Below are 17,717 nucleotides of genomic sequence, written 5' to 3' on the forward strand. Positions count from 1 at the left end.
CAGACGCCAGATGTCAACAACGTCTCGGGGCGCACGCGAGCACGATTCGGCAGATTCAGTCGACAGCCGGGCCTGCGTCCCGGATCTCGTCCACCTTGCTCATGGCTTCGCGCAGTTCGTCGAGCCACGAATCCGTGTGCTGCCCGACGAGTTTCACGCACCACGACAAGGCATCCGCGCGACTCCTGGCCACCCCGGCGGCGACGAGCGTGTCCAGAACCTGGCGTTGCGGTTGACGCAGCCTGGTCATCACCGGCACCGCGAGATGGGTGAACAGTTGCGACGTCTCGCCACACCGAACTCCCCACGCCACCTTGCGGTCGAACCGATGCTCGGCCTCCCGGGCCACCTCGATCCGTTGATCGCGCGTCGATTCGCGGAATCGGGCGATACGCCCGGCTTCCGCCTGCCGCACCGCTGCCGGCTCGGCCCCCTCATCGACGTCGGGCGGGCCGATCGTGCCGATGACAGTGATCTCCTCACGATCCACCCGCACCTCCGGCGCGGTGGTGAAGAGGCCGTCGGGAAGTCGTCCCGTCAGCCAGCCGGCCACAGAGGTCTCCGTCTCGGTCATGTCGACTCCCTCGTCAAGCGCTGTTGCGCGGATGATTACTTGTAATCAACGATAGCTCGTAATCATCGTCGTGTCAGCGCAGTGGAACATGTTCGGGGGTCGGTGCACCCACCGACGACACCGGGTGGATTAATGGATCCCGCACACTGCCATCGATCAATGGTCAGATGGCCCGTCATCCGAACGTTGTCCCGGAAGGTCATCCGATGCCACGATCCGCTCAGCTGTCCGAACTCGACCCGAACACCCCGGTGGTCGTGGGTGTCGGCCAGGCCTCCGAGCGGTTGACCGACACCGGCTACGAAGGATTGAGCGAGGCCGACCTCGCCGCCCGCGCGGTCGAGGCGGCACTGACCGACTCCGGCGTCGCGGCACCATCCATCGCGGCCGAGATCGACACGGTGGTCGGTGTGCGGACCTTCGAGGAGTCGAGTCCGCTCTCCACCTCGCCCCTCGGCCGACCCGACAACATGCCGCGCGCGGTCGCCAAGCGGATCGGGATGGATCCACGGCGCGCGGTCGTCGGGGTGACGGGCGGGCAGAGCCCCCAGAGCCTGCTGACCGAGTTCGCGGTGGAGATCCAGGCCGGACGGTCCACGGCCGCAGTGCTCTTCGGCGCCGAGATCATGTCGACCGTCCGCCATCTCATGTCGACCACCCCCGAAGACCGACGACCCGATCTCTCGGAACAGGTGGGCGGTCAACTCGAGGACCGCGGCTATGCGATCGCGGGCCTCACCTCACACCAGGAGGCCAAGCACGGCCTCATCGCGCCGATGACGCAATATGCCGTCCTCGAGAACGCGCGCCGCCATCGACTCGGTCTCGGCCGCGACGAGTACGCGCGCACCATGGGCGAGTTGTTCGCGCCACTGTCACAGATCGCGGCCGGTAACCCGCATGCTGCCGCGCCGACGGCGCGTGGCGCCGACGAGCTTGTCACCGTGGGCGATGACAACCGCGTGGTGGCAGACCCGTTCACGCGCCTGCTGGTCGCTCGCGACCAGGTCAATCAGGCCGCGGCCGCCGTGATCCTATCGGTCGGTCAGGCCCGAGCGCTCGGTGTCGACCCATCACGATGGGTGTTCCTGCACGGGCACGCCGACGTCCGCGAGCAGACCCTCATGAAGCGCCCGGACCTCAGCACGGGGCCGGCCGCTGCGGCCGCCGTCAGCCACGCCCTCGACGTCGCCGAGATCGGCCTCGACGACGTGTCGTTCGTCGACATCTACAGTTGCTTCCCCATCGCGGTCTCCAACGTGATCGACCCACTCGGGATCACCGCTGACGATGCCCGCGGGCTGACCCTCACCGGCGGCCTCCCCTTCTTCGGCGGCCCGGGCAACAATTACTCGCTGCACGCGATCGCCGAGGCCGTGGAACGGGTCCGGACCGCGCCCGAGTCGTACGCGTTGGTCGTCGCCAACGGTGGCATCCTCAGCAAGACATCGGTCGGCGTCTACAGTGCGCGGCCCGACGCGTGGCATCCGGCGGATTCGGCCGGTGTGCAGGAAGAGGTCGACAGCGCGCCGACCGTCCGGCCTATCGACTACGCCGACGGTCCCGCGACCATCGAGACCTTCACGGTTGTCCCGGGCAAGGACGGTCGCCGGAAGGGCGTCGTGATCGGTCGCGTGACCGACGGCGCACGGTTCGTCGCCAACGTCGACGAAGACGACGACGCGATGTTCGACATGCTCGCCGCCGACGATCCGGTGGGTACGCGCGTCTACGTCCGATCGTCTGCGAGCGGCAACCGGGTCTACACCAGCCGGGCCGCGATGGTCCGCCGCCACCCGCCGACGGCGCCGGCATTCCGTGAGCAGTACGAGCATGTCGAGATCCGACGCGACGGTCACCTCCTCGAGGTCACCATCAATCGGCCCGAGGCCCGCAATGCGCTGAATCCGGCCGCCAACGCCGAACTCGACGCGATCTTCGACGCCTACTTCGCCGATCCCGAACTGTGGGTGGCCATCCTGACCGGCGCAGGCGACAAGGCATTCTCCGCGGGCAACGACCTCGCACAGACGTCCGGCGCGGGACTGGAGGTACCGAAGAACGGATTCGCCGGCCTCACCTCGCGACGTCATCGGCCCAAGCCGGTCATCGCGGCGGTCAACGGCTACGCGCTGGGCGGCGGGTGCGAGATCGCGCTCGCATGTCATGTCGTCGTGGCCGATGAGCACGCCACCTTCGGACTGCCGGAGGTCAAGGTGGGTCTCGCCGCGGTCGCAGGCGGCCTCGTGCGGCTGCCCGCGGCGGTCGGCGGCGCCCTTGCGCGCGACATGATCCTGACCGGACGACGTCTCGACGCGTCCGAGGCCATGTCGGCCGGACTGGTGAGCAGGATCGCGCCTGCCGGTGAGGTGATGTCGCTGGCACGCGCGGTCGCCGACGAAGTGCTGACGAGTTCGCCCACGTCGGTGCGCGAATCGCTGCGGGCGATGGAGTCGGCCGCGGTGATCCCTGACGAGATCGACGCCATCGACGCGACCTCGACCGCCCTCGACAGTCTCCTGGTCAGCCAGGACACCATCGAGGGCATCACGGCCTTCGTGTCAAAACGATCGCCGCGCTGGACGGGTCGCTGAGCGTCCGCGTGCTCCACGCCTCAGCGCTCTCCGAGGGTTAGGATCAGCGCGACCGACGAGAGGCTGACAATGACAGTTGAGCAACCCGAAGCCGATCCGACGCAGGGGTGGTCGATACCCCGCGGCACGATCGTGCTGCTCTCTATCACCGGGCTGATCGTCACCGTCGGAGGGATGAAGGCGGTCTCCGGCCTCGTCGGCCCGGTCTTCCTCGCGCTGATGCTGACCGTCGCCGTCCAGCCGATCCCCGCATGGCTGCGCCGCAAGGGGTGCCCCACGTGGCTCGCCTTTGTGGCGACACTCCTTGCCGTCTACGGAATCTTGTTGGTGCTCTTCGGTTCCCTGGTCTTCTCCATCGCCAGACTCGCGACGATCCTGCCCGAGTACTCCGACAAGTTCCAGCAGTTGCTCGACAACTTCCAGAAGTTCCTCACCGACCACGGGGTCAGCCAGGAACAAGTGCACAACATGATTCAGCACATCGACCCGGGAAAGGCGATCGGCTACGTCGGCGATCTGCTGGAGAGCACGCTCTCGGTCGCGTCGGCGTTGATCCTGGTGATCACCGTGCTGCTGTTCATGGCGGCGGATGCGATCTCGTTCGACAAGCGGATCGCGGTGTTGCGCGGTCAACGTGCCGACATTGCAATGGCTTTCAGCAGCTTCGCGCGGGGAACGCGCAGCTATCTGCTGGTGTCGACGGTGTTCGGCCTGATCGTGGCGGTCCTCGACACCGGCGCGCTGTGGCTGCTCGGGGTACCGCTGCCGATCCTGTGGGGTCTGCTGTCGTTCATCACCAACTACATCCCCAACATCGGGTTCGTCATCGGTGTGATCCCGCCTGCCCTGCTCGCCCTGCTCGACGGTGGCGTAGGGCAGATGCTGCTGGTGATCGTCGTCTACAGCGCGATCAACATCGTGATCCAGTCGGTGATCCAGCCGAAGTTCGTCGGAGACGCGGTCGGTCTGTCGACCACGCTAACCTTCCTGTCGTTGGTGTTCTGGGCGTGGGTGATCGGACCGCTCGGCGCCATTCTCGCGGTCCCGCTGACCCTGATGTCGAAGGCTCTGCTGATCGACATCGACCCATCCACCCGCTGGGTCGATGTCCTGCTCGCGTCGTCGGCGCCCAAGGATCAGCCGACGCCGGCAGACGAATCCCCCGACCCGCCCGAGGAGCCCGGCGGCTCCGCAGGCCCCGAGACCGGTGGCCCCGAGGCAAGCGGTCCCGACGGTCCCGGAAGCACCGATTCCGGCGGGACTACTCAGCCCGCCTGAGTAATCACACGCATCCGCCCGGGCTCGCCTGCTGGGAATCTGATCGTCATGAGCACCTCGAACGAGATCCCCCAGACCGTCACCACCGCCGCGTTTTACGCCCAGGCCGCCATCGCCTTCGGGGTCAGCCTCGCGACCGCGATCGTCGGCATCCTCTACCTCCCCCTCGACCCGTGGCAGCGAGGCTTCCTCGCGATCACGCTTCTGTTCCTCACCTCGAGCACGTTCACGCTGGCGAAGGTCGTCCGCGATCGGCAGGAACAGACGACGGTCCGCGCCCGACTCGACGAGGCACGGATGGACAAGATCATGGCCGACCACGATCCCTTCAACCGCGTCGCCTGAGCATCACCCCGCCCATCGCCCGGATCGCGTGTCCGACCTCCGAGTCGCGATACGTGATCCGGGCATCCGGCTTTCCTGGCACGGGTGCCCTGACGTACATTCGACTGAGAACATATATCTGATAGGCGGCGCCCACGGAGTGGTGCAGCGCAGACAGGGGTGACACTTCGATGGATATGACGTGGTCGGATGCCGACATCGCGTTCCGCGACGAGGTACGTGAGTTCCTCGAAGCCAACCTCACGCCCGAGTTGCGTGCCGCAGGCCGTTTGAGCACCAGCGTGTATGCCGATCACGAGGCATCCATGGCCTGGCAGGCCATCCTGCACGAGCGCGGCTGGGCCGCACCGGCGTGGCCCGTCGAGTACGGCGGTTGCGACTGGACCCTCACCCAGCACTACATCTTCAGCCGGGAGTCCGTCCTCGCCGGTGCACCTGCCCTGTCCCCCATGGGCATTCGCATGGTCTCCCACGCGATCATGGCCTTCGGTACGCAGGAGCAGAAGGATCACTTCCTGCCCGGCATCCTCGACGGCAGCGTCTTCTTCTGTCAGGGCTACTCCGAGCCGGAGGCAGGCTCTGATCTCGCGTCCCTGTCCATGGCCGCGGTCAGCGACGGCGACGACCTGGTGGTCACCGGCAGCAAGATCTGGACCACCCACGCGGCAGAGGCCAACTGGATCTTCTGCCTGGTCCGGACGTCGCGGCAGGAGCGCAAGCAGCAGGGCATCACCTTCGTGCTCATCGACATGCGTTCGCCGGGTATCGAGATCCAGCCGTTGGTGATGGCGTCGGGCGAGCAGATCCAGGCACAGGTGTTCTTCGACGGCGTGCGAGTGCCGAAGGCCAACGTGCTCGGCAGCATCGACGACGGCTGGACCGTCGCCAAGTACCTCCTCATCTTCGAACGCGGCGGTGGCGCGGTCGCACCCGCACTCCAGGTGATGTGCGAGCACATCTCCGAACGTGCCGCCACCGTGACCGGACCATCGGGGGCGCCGCTCATCGATGAGCCGGCGTTCGCTGCCAAACTCGCGGACGCACAGATCCGGGCCAAGGTCCTCGAGGTGCTCGAGTACCGCGCCCTCGCCGCGATGAGCTCGGGCGGCGACGCCGGTTCGGTGGCGTCGATGCTGAAGATCCTGGGAACCGAACTCAGTCAGCACATCACCGAACTCGACCTCGAGGCGGCCGGTCCACACGGCCGGGTCTACCAGCCACACGCGGCCGTACCCGGCGGGCCGATCGCGCAGTACGAGGCACCCGCCGACGGCTACGTCAGCGGCGAGACCTGGCAGGCGGTGGCTCCATTGCACTACCTCAACGACCGCGCGGGATCGATCTACGCGGGCAGCAACGAGATCCAGCGCAACATCCTCGCCAAAGCCGCCCTCGGACTCGGTTAGAAAGCAACGGAGCAACTCACGTCATGGACTTCACACTCACCCCCGAACAGCAACTGCTCCGCGACGGCCTGACCAAATTCCTGGCCGCCCGCTACGACCTCACGACGAGCCGGGAGGTCGCCAAGGTCGGCGCCGGCTGGCAACCCGAGATCTGGCGTTCCTTCGCCGATGAACTCGGCGTGATCGGCGCCTGCCTGCCCGAATCGGTCGGCGGCGACGACGGCGGCCCAGAGGAACTCATGGTGGTCACCGAGTCGCTCGGATATGCACTCGTCATCGAGCCGTTCGTCGATTCGGTCGTCCTCGGCGCCCGGCTGCTCGAACGCACCGGCTCCGACCGCGCATTGGCCGTCGCAGCGAAGATCGCTGCCGGGACGGGAGTCTCGGCACTCGCGACGATCGAAGACGGCTCGGGCGGAATGCTCCATCATGTCGCCACCCACGCCGAACGGTCCGGGGACAGCTGGACCCTCAACGGTGCCAAGGCAGTGGTCACGTCGGCACCGATCGCCGACCACCTGATCATCACGGCGCGGACCTCGGGTGACGTCCGCGACCGCGACGGTCTGTCACTGTTCCTCGTCGACCTCGGCGGCGACGCGGTGCCCGACGGCCTGTCCATGCACACGGTTCGCACGATCGACGATCGGCGAGCCGCCGACATCACTCTCACCGATCTGCGGCTCGACGCCGACGCGCTCATCGGCCCAGAGGGCGCGGCTGTCCCCCTCCTCGAGCGGGCGTGGGACGAGGCGACCGCGGCGGTCGTCTCGGAGGCCGTCGGCGCGATGCGGAAGGTCCTCGACGACACGGTCGAGTACGCGAAGCAGCGGCAGCAGTTCGGGGCCCCGATCGGGAGCTTCCAGGCACTGCAGCACCGGATGGTCGACATGTACATCGAGCTCGAACAGGCAGTGGCCGCACAGTATTACGCGATTCTCACGCTCGATGCGCCACCGGCCGAGCGAGCGGCCGCGGTTTCCGCGGCGAAGGTGACGATCAGCCGGGCGGCCCGCTTCATCGGACAGAACGCCGTCCAGCTGCACGGGGGCATGGGCATGACCGAGGAGCTGGCCATCGGCCACTTCTTCCGCCGGCTCACCGCGATCGAGTACGAGTTCGGTTCGGCCGACGCGCATGTGGCGAGGTTTGCGCGGCTTACGGCGAACTGAGCGGCAGCCGACCCGGGCGTACTCCTCACGAGTCCGTCCATACCGGCGTCCGCTTCTCCAGGAAAGCCGACATGCCTTCCTGAGCGTCGCAGGTCATCGCGTTGGTCGCCATGGTCTCCTGCATCAGCAGGTAGGCCTCGTCCTCTGCGCGGTCCACCTGCTGATAGAACGCCGCCTTGCCGATCGCCAGGGTCGACGCACTCGATCCTGCGATCCGTAACGCCAGATCCCTGACGGCCGTCGGAAGTTCGCTGTCTTCGACCACATCGTTGACCAGGCCCCAGTCGGCCGCGGTGGCCGCGTCGACGGCGTCACCGGTGAGCAGCATCTTCATCGCCCGCTTTCGCCCGATCGCCCTCGTCAGGGCGACCATCGGCGTCGAGCAGAACAAACCGATCCGCACGCCGGGCGTGCTGAACCGGGCCGACTCACCGGCAACGGCGAGGTCGCAGGTGGCGACGAGCTGGCAGCCCGCAGCGAAGGCCATTCCGGCGACCTCGGCGATCACCGGTTGCCGTACCGCGTGGATCGCGGACATCAAGTCCGTGCACACGGCAAAGACAGCCCGCTCGTCCTCGAGAGTGCGGTCGAGGAGTTCACCGAGATCATGGCCCGCGGAGAAGGCCGGACCGAGTGCGCGGACGATGATCACCCGTACGTCCCGGTCCGCGTCGAACTGTCGTAGCGCCTCGGTGACGGACCGCATCGTCTCGGTCGAGAGCGGATTGCGACGGCGCTCGTCGTCGAGAGTGATGACACCGAGCGAAGCGTCGGTGGTGACAGCAATGGACATATCTCCACTCTCCTCGCTCTGCGCGTCGGCGAGACGCGTTTCGGCTCGGTGCCCGTCGGACTCCGAGACAATCCGTGCGCCGAACCGGGAATCTCTCGTGAAGTTCCCGACGTTCTACTCTCACGTGACCACCAGTCCCGCTCTCTTCGACCCGCTGACCATCCGCGATCTCGAGATCCCCAACCGCATCTGGCTCGCCCCGATGTGCCAGTACAGTTGCTTCGCCGGTGACGGCGTGCCCACCGACTGGCACCTCGTGCACCTGGGTGCCCGGGCGACCGGGGGTTTCGGGCTCGTCCTGAGCGAAGCGGCGGCGGTGACGCCGGACGGACGCATCAGCGCTCAGGACGCAGGGATCTGGAACGACGCGCAGGCCGGGGCGTGGCGGCGGATCACCGATTTCGTGCACGCGCAGGGCGCTACGGTCGGCATCCAACTCGCACACGCCGGGCGCAAGGCGTCGGTGTATTCGCCTTTCGCCGAGCACTCCGGCAGCGTGCCCGCGGCCGAGGGTGGCTGGACCACGGTGGGACCGTCGCCGATCGCCTTCGACGGATTCGCCGAGCCGGTCGCGCTGAGCACCGACCAGATCGCCGAGGTGGTCGACGCGTTCGCGAACGCGGCCCGCCGCGCCGATGCCGCCGGTTTCGACGTTGTCGAGATCCATGCGGCGCACGGCTATCTGCTGCACCAGTTCCTGTCGCCGCTGTCCAACGAGCGGAACGACTCGTACGGCGGAAGTTTCGACAATCGCGTCCGGATCGTGCTCGAGGTGGCCGAGGCGGTCCGCCAGGCGTGGCCGGACGGCAAGCCGCTGTTCGTCCGCATCTCCGCCACGGACTGGACCGAGGGCGGATGGACTCCCGCGGACAGTGGCCGGCTCGCCCGGTTGCTCCGTGACCGCGGAGTCGACCTCATCGACGTGTCGACCGGCGGCAACGTGGAGGCCGACATCCCGGTGGGGCCCGGGTACCAGGTGGACTTCGCGCGCTCGGTACACCGTGAGTCCGGGATCGCCACCGCTGCAGTCGGGCTCATCACGCAGCCCGATCAGGCCGAGAAGGTCGCGGGCGACGACGACGTCACGGCGGTGTTGCTGGCACGCGCCGCGCTCCGTGAGCCCGCCTGGCCGTTGCGCGCCGCATACGAACTCGGGGTCTCACATCGGGACGCTCCGTACCCCGCCCAGTACTCCCGAGGCGCCTGGCGATAGCGTTCAGCGCACTCGGATCACGGCGTCGGTATCGGCGAGCACCTGAGTCTTCAAGACCTTCTTCGCGACCTTGCCGGTGGCGGTCCTGGGCATGTCGGATGTGAGATACAGCGCCTCAGGGCATTTGAAGGTGGCCAGGCGCACGTCGGCGAAGGTGCGCAACTCGGCCAGGTCCGGCGTGGTCCCCGGTCTCGGCACGACGACCGCGCACACCCTCTCTCCCATCACCCGGTCCGGCACCCCCACAGCGGCGACGTCGAGGACGTCCGGGTGCTCGTAGAGGACAGCCTCGACCTCGGCGCAGTAGACGTTCTCGCCGCCTCGGATGATGACGTCCTTCACCCGGTCGACGACGTAGACGAACCCGTCGTCGTCGATGTATCCGAGATCGCCACTGCGAAACCACCCGTCCACGAACGACTCTGCGGTCGCCTCGGGGTTGCGCCAGTACCCCTTGGCGACCTGCGGTGAACGGAAACACAGCTGGCCGGTCTCCCCGACCCCGAGCGGCTCGCCTGCCGGTCCCTCCACACGCAGGTCCGCGGTGGGATTGAGACGCCCGACACTGTCGGGGTGGGCCGTGTACTCGTCCCCGACGTTGCTCACCATCGCCGACGTCGTCTCGGTGAGCCCGTAGCCGTTCACGATCTGGACCGATTCGCCGAGCACCTCGCGCACCAGTCGTGGCAGCTCCGGAGGGACGTTCGCGGCTCCACAGGTGAACGACGCGGCCAGCCCGTTGAACTCCTTTGCGCGCGGGTGCTCGAGGAACTCCCGAGCCATCGTCGGCACCCCACCCAGGCCACTGACCTGTTCTTCGTGGGCCCGGCGGATGAAGTCCTCGACATCCCATTTGGGCAGCAGCACAGTCTTGCTGCCGCCCATGGCGCTGCCGACGATCGCCGCGATGCCACCGATGTGGAAGAGCGGCGCGACCATGATCCCGGCCATCTGACCGGACCGTGGCGGCGACTGGCGACCGGAGACGAGGACCTCGCGGAGCGCCATGAACCCCATGTTCATCACATTGGTGATGATGCCGCGATGGGTGATCACCACCCCTTTGGGTCGTCCGGTGGTGCCCGACGTGTACAGGATCGCCGCGACGTCGTCGGTCCCGACAACGGCGAAATCGTCGCTGCCCAACGGGCCTCCGTGGATGAGGTCGTCGAACGCGACCTCACCCCGATGACCCGCACCGTCGGGCCGGACACCGATGATCGGAACCGACAGGTCACCGAGGGCGACGAGACGGTCGACTCGCTCGGCATCTGCGATGATCACGGCCGGGTCCGCCTCGGTGATCGCCGAACCGAGCTCCGGCCCCTTCCACCACGAGTTCATCGGGACCGCAACGGCCCCGAGCACCACCGATGCCCACCAGCTGGTGACGAACTCGGGGAAGTTCCGCATGACGATGGCCACCCGATCTCCCTGGCGCACGCCGAAGTCCCGGGCCAAGCGTGCGGCGAGCGAGCGTGCCTGCGCACGCACATCGCGGACCGTCAGCCGATCGTCTTCATGGACGAGATGTGTCGTGTCGTCGTGTGCCCGCATCGCCTCGAAGATCTCGATGAGGGTCCCGGGGATGTTCGCGTACGCGCGAACGGGGTGGCCGTCGATGATCACCTCGGTGGTCTCGAACGGGGCCCCGGGCCTCATCAAGCCCTCGAGCGCAGGGTCATCGGCGTAGTCGGCGGAGTAGGTACCGGCAGTCGGGCTGAGCGTCACGGTAGGCCTCAGACCGCGATGCCGAGGAAATCGAGGACATTGGTACGCATGATCTGATCGACCTCCTGATCGTCGAATTCGCCGAGTCCGTTCTCGAAATCGGTGGGTTCACTCAGGCCTTCACCGTGCGGCCAATCCGAACCGAACATGACACGCTCGACCCCGATGAGGTCGGCCAGCGCCCCGATGTCTTCTTCGTAGTACGGCGAGACCCACACGTGCCTGCGCAGCGTGTCGAGCGGGTCCTCGACGAACACCCACGGAGTTTGGTTGGCCTGCTTACGAAGTCGCTTGAGCAGCAGCGCGAGCCAGTCGGAGCCGTTCTCGATACTCGCTACACGCAGCGTGGGGTGCCGCTCGAAGACCCCACCGACGACGAGGGAGGCGACCGTGTCGTGGATGGCGCGGTCGGAGACGACGATGGTGGCGAGGACACTCGGATTGCGGAACGGGACGAAACGGTCGGGGCCACCCCATGCCCGCGCGACCGTGCCGTTGTAACCACTGTCACTGAGGTGGAAGGCGACCGCGATGTCGGCCTCGGCGAGTCGGGCCCAGACCTTGTCGAACACCTTGTCGCCCAATGATCTGCCGGTGCCGTGTCCGGCCGGCACCGGCGCCGGCCGGACATAGACCACTTTCACATCGCGTTCGACGAGGCGATCGATCTCCCGCACGGCCTCGTCGGGATCCGCGAACGACAGCATGGGTGCCGCGAAGATGCGCCCCTGATATGCGTACCCCCACTCGTCGTCGAGCCATCGGTTGAAAGCGGTGATACTCGCCATCAAGGCCGGGATGTCGTCCTTGAGCGCCTCCTCGACCCCGCAGGCGAGCGTCGGCAGCAGGATGGCGGCCGACATCTTCTGCCGCGAGATCGTGTCGATCCGGACATCACGGTCCTGGTAGGCGGGGTGGAGCGGTTCCACCTCCATCAGAGTTCGCGGGTCGGTTCCGTCCGGGACCTGACCCCGGAAGATCAGATCCAGACAACCCGGCACGACGACCGGATCGAAGGTCGGGTTGGGCACGAACTCGAAGAGGGTTCCGCCGGCCAGGAGTTCGGTGTGGGTGCCACGACTGATCACCTCGATGCCACGGTGCGTGAACGCGGGGTCCAGATGCCGCGTGAACGCATCGATCGTCTCGTAATAGTGGTTGTCGCAGTCGACCGGTCGGTCGTACGTGACGCCGGCCCCACTGATTCGCGTTCGGGAATCGACCTGCATTCTCCCCGCCTCCTCATAATCTCCGGCCGGCACTGCCGACCACATTACGGGTCAGCTTACTGTTGGTCTAACTGTATTTGTCGCCGTATCGTCGGACCCGACGCGATCACGTTGCCGAGCCGACCTCAGTCGGCTGCCGGCAGCGGGATGCTCAGAGGGCGAAGGAGTACCCGCCGTTGACCGGGATCGTCTGCCCGGTGATCCACGAACCCTGATCGCCGGCGAGGAGAACCGCGAGATGCGCGAGGTCGTCGGGAGTTCCGGGCCGCCGGATCTGATAGTTCTGCAGCACCGCCTTGGCACGTGGCGAATCGGGATCGTCCCAGAGCGCCTCGGTGAGCGGGGTGCGCATCGTGCCGAGCGCGACGCTGTTCACGGTGATCCCGTGGCGTCCACCTTCCATCGCGATCGATCGCATGAACCCCGCCGCGCCGGCCTTCGCCGCCGCGTACACGGCGCTGTTGCGATCACCGGTGCGTGCCGCGTCGGAGACGATGGTGATGATGCGGCCCCACCGCCGGACGATCATGTCCGGCAGCACCGCATGCGTACAGTGCATCACGCCGTAGAGATTGACCTGGATGAACGGCTCCCAGTCGACCGGATCGGTCTCGTCGAAGCGACGACCCACCGTGAACTGGCCCGCACCGGCGTTGCCGGCATTGTTCACCAGGATGTCGATCGTCCCCGACGCGGCGACCGCATCCGCGACGGCATGGTGATCGGTCACGTCGAACGGAACCGCGGTGGCCGCGCCACCCGCGGACCGGATCTCGTCGACCACGGCATCTGCGCGCTCCCGACCGAGGTCGTTCACCAGCACCTCGGCCCCCGCATCGGCGAAGGCCAGGGCCAGCCCTCTGCCCACGCCCTGCCCGGCCCCGGTTATCAGAGCCCGTCGACCGTCCAATTGCAGATCTATTGCCACCGTCGACAACATAGTATGGATTTCGGTGGTCGATCAACCCTCGATGTTCGCACCCACCAACGCGATACACGCGGCGACCGCCGGCTCGACGATGGTGTGCAGCGAGCGATCCTCCTCCAGTGCCGAGGCCGCGAGTTCACGGATGCCACCCCAGATCATCACACCGATCTCGCGGCTCATCGGGGCGATACCCGCGGCGCGCATCTGCGGATTGTCGGTCAACGGCACCAGCACATCGATCAGCGACTCCATCGCCTCGACCTGCACGCGCCGCGCCGACTCGCCGAGTGCCGGCAGCTCACGAATCCAGCTCCACGCGATCTCCGGATGCTCGTCGGTGACGGACACGTACACCTCGACGGCCTGCCGGATCTGCGTTCGCCACTCGGCGGCCGGGTCGACCGCACCGGCGATCGCCCCGACCATGCTGTCGTTGGTCGTCTGCAACAGGTCGACGAAACACGCCTGCTTGTCACTGAATTCCTGATAGAAGGACCGGCGGGACGTGCGGGCCACCCGCACCACATCGGCGACCGTGGTCGCCCGATATCCGTGCTCCATCAGGCACATGGCCATGGCATCGAGCAGGCGTTGCCGCAGCGGTGACACCCGTTCGCCGCCGGCGCCGGTTGAACCCGTCGCGGCGTCGGCCACCGTCGGCGCCGCCTGGGACACAGCTGCATCGGACACCCTCCAACCATACGGCGCCACCCCTTGCGGCAACGCGGAACGCGAGCGTACCGTCGGACCGGTACGCCGCTGTACCAGCCGTCGCCGCCACCGGACCCCCGGGAAGGGAACCGCACATGGTCGCCGCACAACCCGTCGGAGGATCCGTCGCCGACTCGATCACATCGTCCGACCCGTCGCCGGTGCTGCCACCCGGACCGCATCTGCCCGCGTTCGTGCAGGGGCTCGGGTTCGTGGCCCGGCGCCGGCAGACACTCGCCGCGTTCGCCCGTCGGTACGGCCCGGCGTTCACACTCCGAATCCCGTTGTTCGGCAAGGTTGTCGTCATCGCCGATCCGACCATGGCCAAGCAGCTGTTCACCACGCCAACCGACCAGGTCGTCAACGTCCGGCCGAATCTGGGCCGCATCCTCGGCGACGGATCGATGTTCGCACTCGAGGGCACCGACCACCGCCGCCGGCGCAAACTCCTCACGCCCCCACTGCACGGACGGAGGATCAAACAGTACGAAGCCGTGGTCGCCGAGGAGTTCGACGCCGAGGCACGGACCTGGCGAATGGGCAGCGAGTTCGCCACCCTCGAACCGATGATGCGCGTGACGCTCAATGTCATCCTCCGGACGGTCTTCGGCGCAGACGGGCGCGAGCTCGACACCCTGCGCGACATCATCCCGCCGCTGGTGACGGTCGGCTCCCGCCTCGCATCCACCCCCGACCTCCCGTTCTCCCTGGGCCGTCTGGACCCACGGCGCAGCTTCGCGACCCGCAGGCAGATCTACGTCGACACCCTCGCGACGCTCATCACCAAGGCACGCGAGGACCCCCGGCTCGACGAGCGCGACGACATCCTCGCGCTGATGCTGCAGAGCACCTACGACGACGGTTCGTCGATGACCGACGCCGAGATCGGCGACGAGTTGCTGACGCTCCTGGTGGCCGGCCACGAGACCACCGCGACCACGTTGGCCTGGGCAATCGAACGGCTGCAACGCAATCCGGACGTTCTTCGCAGACTGGTCGACGAGGCCGACGAGGGTGGCAGCGAGCTCCGGATGGCCACCATCATGGAGATCCAGCGCAGTCGCCCGGTCATCGACCTGGCCGGCCGCCACGTGGTCACCGATCTCCTCGACCTCGGCCGGTACCGGATCCCACGGGGCTACAACGTCCTGGTCGCCATCTCCCTCCTCCATGATGACAGCCGCCAATTCGCCGACCCGGAACGCTTCGATCCCGGCCGGTTCGTCGGGAGCACTCCGGGACAGGCCTGGCTGCCGTTCGGCGGCGGGACCCGCCGGTGCATCGGCGCCGCGTTCGCCCACATGGAGATGGATGTCGTCCTGCGAAGCCTGCTGCGGGACTTCGTCATCGAGCCGACATCGGCCAACGGCGAGGCGTGGCACAGCCGTGGCGTTGCCTACTCCCCCCGCCGTGGCGGCCGCGTCACCCTTCGGCGCCGCGCGGCCACGGGCTAGGCGAGCAACTCGTCGAGCGCGGCGGCGTCGAGGCCCAGCATCGGCGAGATCCGGCCGATCGGGAACGACGAGACCATCATCAGGATGGCCGGATCGAGTTCGTCGACGCCCATCGATGCCGCGATCCGAGAACGGAATTCGGGGCCCGCGACGGGATGATCGAGCACCTCACCGACCGTCGACGACGGGCCGACCGGTGCGGTTCGATCGTCGCCGGCCACCTCGACGCCGGCCGACACCCGGATGTCGCGGCTCGATGCACCGACCTCCACCCGGTAGGTACCACTCTCCACGACCCAGTCGTCGGCCACCCGATCCCAATATGCCAGTTCGGATCTCGGTATCCGAAGTCCAAGACGCTGCGATCCTCCCGGTTCGAGGTCAGCGATCCCGACCGCCTTCAGCTCCCGGGGTGGACGGGCGACCACCGAGTCGTCCAGGCCGAGATAGACCTGCGCCACTGCCCGTCCCGCACGACCACCCGCATTCGACACCGTCACGTCGAGCTCGAGCGCCGTCTCGGTCGCTCTCACCTCGAGATCGTCGAATTCCATCGTGGTGTAAGACAATCCGTGTCCGAACGGATAGCGCACCGGGAGATCGCGAGCGTCGTACCACCGATACCCGACGAAGATCCCCTCGCCGTAGCGCACATGCAGCTGCTCGCCGGGAAAGTCCAGAAAGGACGGACTGTCGGCCAGGCGTACGGGGATCGTCTCCGGCAGTCGCCCGGACGGATCGACCACACCATAGAGAATGTCGGCGATCGCTCCGCCGCCGGCCTGCCCGAGCAGCCAGCCCTCGAGCACCGCGGGAGCCGCATCGACCTCGGCCAGGTCGACCACGCTTCCGTTGGAGAGCACCACGACCGTCCGAGGATTCTCCTCGACGACCCGCCCGAGCAGCTCGAGCTGCGGCGCAGGCAGACGCCAGTCCGTGCGGTCGAAACCTTCGGATTCGTCGTCGTCGCCGAGCCCGAGGAAGACCACCGCAACCTCGGCACGGCGAGCGGCTTCGACGGCCTCCGCTACCAGGACATCGTCGGATTCCGTTGCGCCGATCACGAATCCCGGAGCGAACGACACCATCCCCGGGTCTGCGAGGTCCCGGTCTGCGAGCAATCGCATCTCATCGAGCGCGACGTCGAGGCGGAAGGGATTGATCTTGGAACTCCCACCGCCCTGATAGCGCGGTGTCCGCGCGAACTCACCGATCACCGCGACCGACGTCGATCGGGCGAGCGGCAGCACCGGGCCGGCGTCGTCGACGACGTCGTTCTTCAGCAGGACCGGACAGCGCCTCGCCACCTCCCGCGCCAGGCTGTGGTGAGCCTCGCGGTCGTAGGTCGTGGCATCGGTGGCGTGCTCCGCGGCGGCCAACGCCAGCTCGACCACCCGGCAGGCCGCCGCATCCAGTACCGCCGCAGCCACCTCTCCCCGATCGACCGCGGCCCGCACCGCGCCCGGCCCGACGTCCCCGCTCGACGGCATCTCCAGATCGAGTCCGGCACTCAGCGCTGCGACCCGATCGTCGACCGCCATCCAGTCGGAGATCACCAACCCCTCGAATCCCCATCGCCCGCGCAGGGTCTCGGTGAGCAGCCAGGTGTTCTCGGTCGCGTACACGCCGTTGATCTTGTTGTACGACGCCATGATCGTCCACGGCGCTTCGGTGCGGACGATGTGCTCGAACGCCCGGAGATAGATCTCGTGCAGCGGCCGGTCGTCCACATCCGCACTGACCCGGAGACGTTCGTGTTCCTGGTTGTTCACCGCGAAGTGTTTGACCGAGGTCCCGACGCCGTGACGTTGCACGCCGCGCACGAGGGCGGCGCCGATGCGGCCGGTCAGATATGGGTCCTCGGACAGGTATTCGAAGTTCCGCCCGCCCAGCAGGGACCGCTTGATGTTGACGCCCGGACCGAGGATCACCCCGACCCGTTCGGCGACGCACTCGATCCCGAGCGCATCTCCGACTCGCTCGATCGCGGCAGCATCGAACGACGAGGCCATCGCCACCGCAGGCGGGAAACACACCGCCGGAACCGAGTCGTTGATGCCGAGGGCGTCGGCATCGCCCGCCTGTTTGCGAATCCCGTGCGGACCGTCGGTGAGCATAAGCGGCTCGACACCGTGGTCGGTGAATCCCACCGTGTGCCAGAACGATGCTCCGGACGTGAGGGCAGCCTTCTGCGTCGTCGACAGGGCGGCGACGATCTCGGCGGCTCGCCGGTGATGGTCACCGGGCCGCGACGGGGAGGGCGTTTGAGTCGGCATGAAGCCAGCCTGC

The 17,717-nt window shown here is 67.3% G+C and carries 14 protein-coding genes; 7 read left to right on the top strand and 7 right to left on the bottom strand.

The features are described from left to right. Positions 1 to 55: 55 nt before the first annotated feature. Positions 56 to 574 (bottom strand): hypothetical protein, encoded by a 519-nt coding sequence (locus OVA31_RS02555; protein WP_267629558.1) that lies wholly within the window; start codon positions 572 to 574, stop codon positions 56 to 58. A gap of 206 nt (positions 575 to 780) precedes the next feature. Here OVA31_RS02555 and OVA31_RS02560 point away from each other — a divergent pair, with 206 nt between their 5' ends. From OVA31_RS02560 to OVA31_RS02580, 5 genes are all read left to right on the top strand, one after another. Next, complete coding sequence (locus OVA31_RS02560; RefSeq protein ID WP_267629559.1) at positions 781 to 3,168, top strand: acetyl-CoA acetyltransferase; 2,388 nt, start codon at positions 781 to 783, stop codon at positions 3,166 to 3,168. Positions 3,169 to 3,237: 69 nt separating this feature from the next. After that, on the top strand, positions 3,238 to 4,446 hold the full coding sequence (locus OVA31_RS02565) for an AI-2E family transporter (RefSeq protein ID WP_267629560.1): 1,209 nt from the start codon (positions 3,238 to 3,240) through the stop codon (positions 4,444 to 4,446). A gap of 48 nt (positions 4,447 to 4,494) precedes the next feature. Beyond that, positions 4,495 to 4,791 carry a YiaA/YiaB family inner membrane protein gene (locus tag OVA31_RS02570; RefSeq protein WP_164308965.1) on the top strand — a complete coding sequence of 99 codons (297 nt, stop codon included), beginning with the start codon at positions 4,495 to 4,497 and terminating at the stop codon, positions 4,789 to 4,791. Positions 4,792 to 4,961: 170 nt separating this feature from the next. Further along, entirely contained in the window at positions 4,962 to 6,197 is a 1,236-nt protein-coding gene (locus OVA31_RS02575) for an acyl-CoA dehydrogenase family protein (protein ID WP_267629561.1), read from the top strand. A gap of 23 nt (positions 6,198 to 6,220) precedes the next feature. Further along, positions 6,221 to 7,369, top strand: coding sequence for an acyl-CoA dehydrogenase family protein (locus tag OVA31_RS02580; RefSeq protein WP_267629562.1), 1,149 nt, complete (start codon positions 6,221 to 6,223; stop codon positions 7,367 to 7,369). 25 nt (positions 7,370 to 7,394) lie between these two features. On the opposite strand, the gene OVA31_RS02585 is transcribed toward OVA31_RS02580, so the two are convergent. After that, the gene (locus OVA31_RS02585) at positions 7,395 to 8,162 is read right to left on the bottom strand and encodes an enoyl-CoA hydratase (protein ID WP_267629563.1); all 768 of its coding nucleotides are present in this window, start codon (positions 8,160 to 8,162) and stop codon (positions 7,395 to 7,397) included. A 124-nt stretch (positions 8,163 to 8,286) separates the two neighbouring features. Between OVA31_RS02585 and OVA31_RS02590 the strand changes: the two genes are divergently transcribed. Then, positions 8,287 to 9,375, top strand: a complete 1,089-nt coding sequence (locus OVA31_RS02590; RefSeq protein WP_267629564.1) for an NADH:flavin oxidoreductase/NADH oxidase — start codon at positions 8,287 to 8,289, stop codon at positions 9,373 to 9,375. A gap of 3 nt (positions 9,376 to 9,378) precedes the next feature. Here OVA31_RS02590 and OVA31_RS02595 read toward each other — a convergent pair whose 3' ends face one another. The 4 genes from OVA31_RS02595 to OVA31_RS02610 all read right to left on the bottom strand — a co-directional run bounded on the left by OVA31_RS02595 (position 9,379) and on the right by OVA31_RS02610 (position 13,953). Beyond that, a complete protein-coding gene (locus OVA31_RS02595) occupies positions 9,379 to 11,106 on the bottom strand; it encodes a class I adenylate-forming enzyme family protein (RefSeq protein WP_267629565.1) in 1,728 nt (575 codons plus the stop codon). 8 nt (positions 11,107 to 11,114) lie between these two features. Continuing rightward, the gene (locus OVA31_RS02600) at positions 11,115 to 12,335 is read right to left on the bottom strand and encodes an amidohydrolase family protein (protein WP_267629566.1); all 1,221 of its coding nucleotides are present in this window, start codon (positions 12,333 to 12,335) and stop codon (positions 11,115 to 11,117) included. Positions 12,336 to 12,486: 151 nt separating this feature from the next. Continuing rightward, positions 12,487 to 13,263: an SDR family NAD(P)-dependent oxidoreductase gene (locus OVA31_RS02605; RefSeq protein WP_267629567.1), complete on the bottom strand. Its 777-nt coding sequence runs from the start codon at positions 13,261 to 13,263 to the stop codon at positions 12,487 to 12,489. A gap of 33 nt (positions 13,264 to 13,296) precedes the next feature. After that, on the bottom strand, positions 13,297 to 13,953 hold the full coding sequence (locus OVA31_RS02610) for a TetR/AcrR family transcriptional regulator (protein ID WP_267629568.1): 657 nt from the start codon (positions 13,951 to 13,953) through the stop codon (positions 13,297 to 13,299). Between the two features lie 116 nt (positions 13,954 to 14,069). Here OVA31_RS02610 and OVA31_RS02615 point away from each other — a divergent pair, with 116 nt between their 5' ends. Beyond that, positions 14,070 to 15,428, top strand: coding sequence for a cytochrome P450 (locus OVA31_RS02615; RefSeq protein ID WP_267629569.1), 1,359 nt, complete (start codon positions 14,070 to 14,072; stop codon positions 15,426 to 15,428). On the opposite strand, the gene OVA31_RS02620 is transcribed toward OVA31_RS02615, so the two are convergent. After that, the gene (locus OVA31_RS02620; RefSeq protein WP_267629570.1) at positions 15,425 to 17,704 is read right to left on the bottom strand and encodes a glycoside hydrolase family 3 C-terminal domain-containing protein; all 2,280 of its coding nucleotides are present in this window, start codon (positions 17,702 to 17,704) and stop codon (positions 15,425 to 15,427) included. The genes OVA31_RS02615 and OVA31_RS02620 overlap by 4 nt on opposite strands. Between the last annotated feature and the right edge of the window lie 13 nt (positions 17,705 to 17,717).

This window comes from Gordonia sp. SL306 (assembly GCF_026625785.1).
GTDB lineage: Bacteria > Actinomycetota > Actinomycetes > Mycobacteriales > Mycobacteriaceae > Gordonia.

Bases quoted from the DNA above. Each gene is read 5' to 3' on its own strand.
- OVA31_RS02555 (WP_267629558.1), bottom strand. From the start codon at position 574: ATGACCGAGACGGAGACCTCTGTGGCCGGCTGGCTGACGGGACGACTT.
- OVA31_RS02560 (WP_267629559.1), top strand. From the start codon at position 781: ATGCCACGATCCGCTCAGCTGTCCGAACTCGACCCGAACACCCCGGTG.
- OVA31_RS02565 (WP_267629560.1), top strand. From the start codon at position 3,238: ATGACAGTTGAGCAACCCGAAGCCGATCCGACGCAGGGGTGGTCGATA.
- OVA31_RS02570 (WP_164308965.1), top strand. From the start codon at position 4,495: ATGAGCACCTCGAACGAGATCCCCCAGACCGTCACCACCGCCGCGTTT.
- OVA31_RS02575 (WP_267629561.1), top strand. From the start codon at position 4,962: ATGGATATGACGTGGTCGGATGCCGACATCGCGTTCCGCGACGAGGTA.
- OVA31_RS02580 (WP_267629562.1), top strand. From the start codon at position 6,221: ATGGACTTCACACTCACCCCCGAACAGCAACTGCTCCGCGACGGCCTG.
- OVA31_RS02585 (WP_267629563.1), bottom strand. From the start codon at position 8,162: ATGTCCATTGCTGTCACCACCGACGCTTCGCTCGGTGTCATCACTCTC.
- OVA31_RS02600 (WP_267629566.1), bottom strand. From the start codon at position 12,335: ATGCAGGTCGATTCCCGAACGCGAATCAGTGGGGCCGGCGTCACGTAC.
- OVA31_RS02615 (WP_267629569.1), top strand. From the start codon at position 14,070: ATGGTCGCCGCACAACCCGTCGGAGGATCCGTCGCCGACTCGATCACA.
- OVA31_RS02620 (WP_267629570.1), bottom strand. From the start codon at position 17,704: ATGCCGACTCAAACGCCCTCCCCGTCGCGGCCCGGTGACCATCACCGG.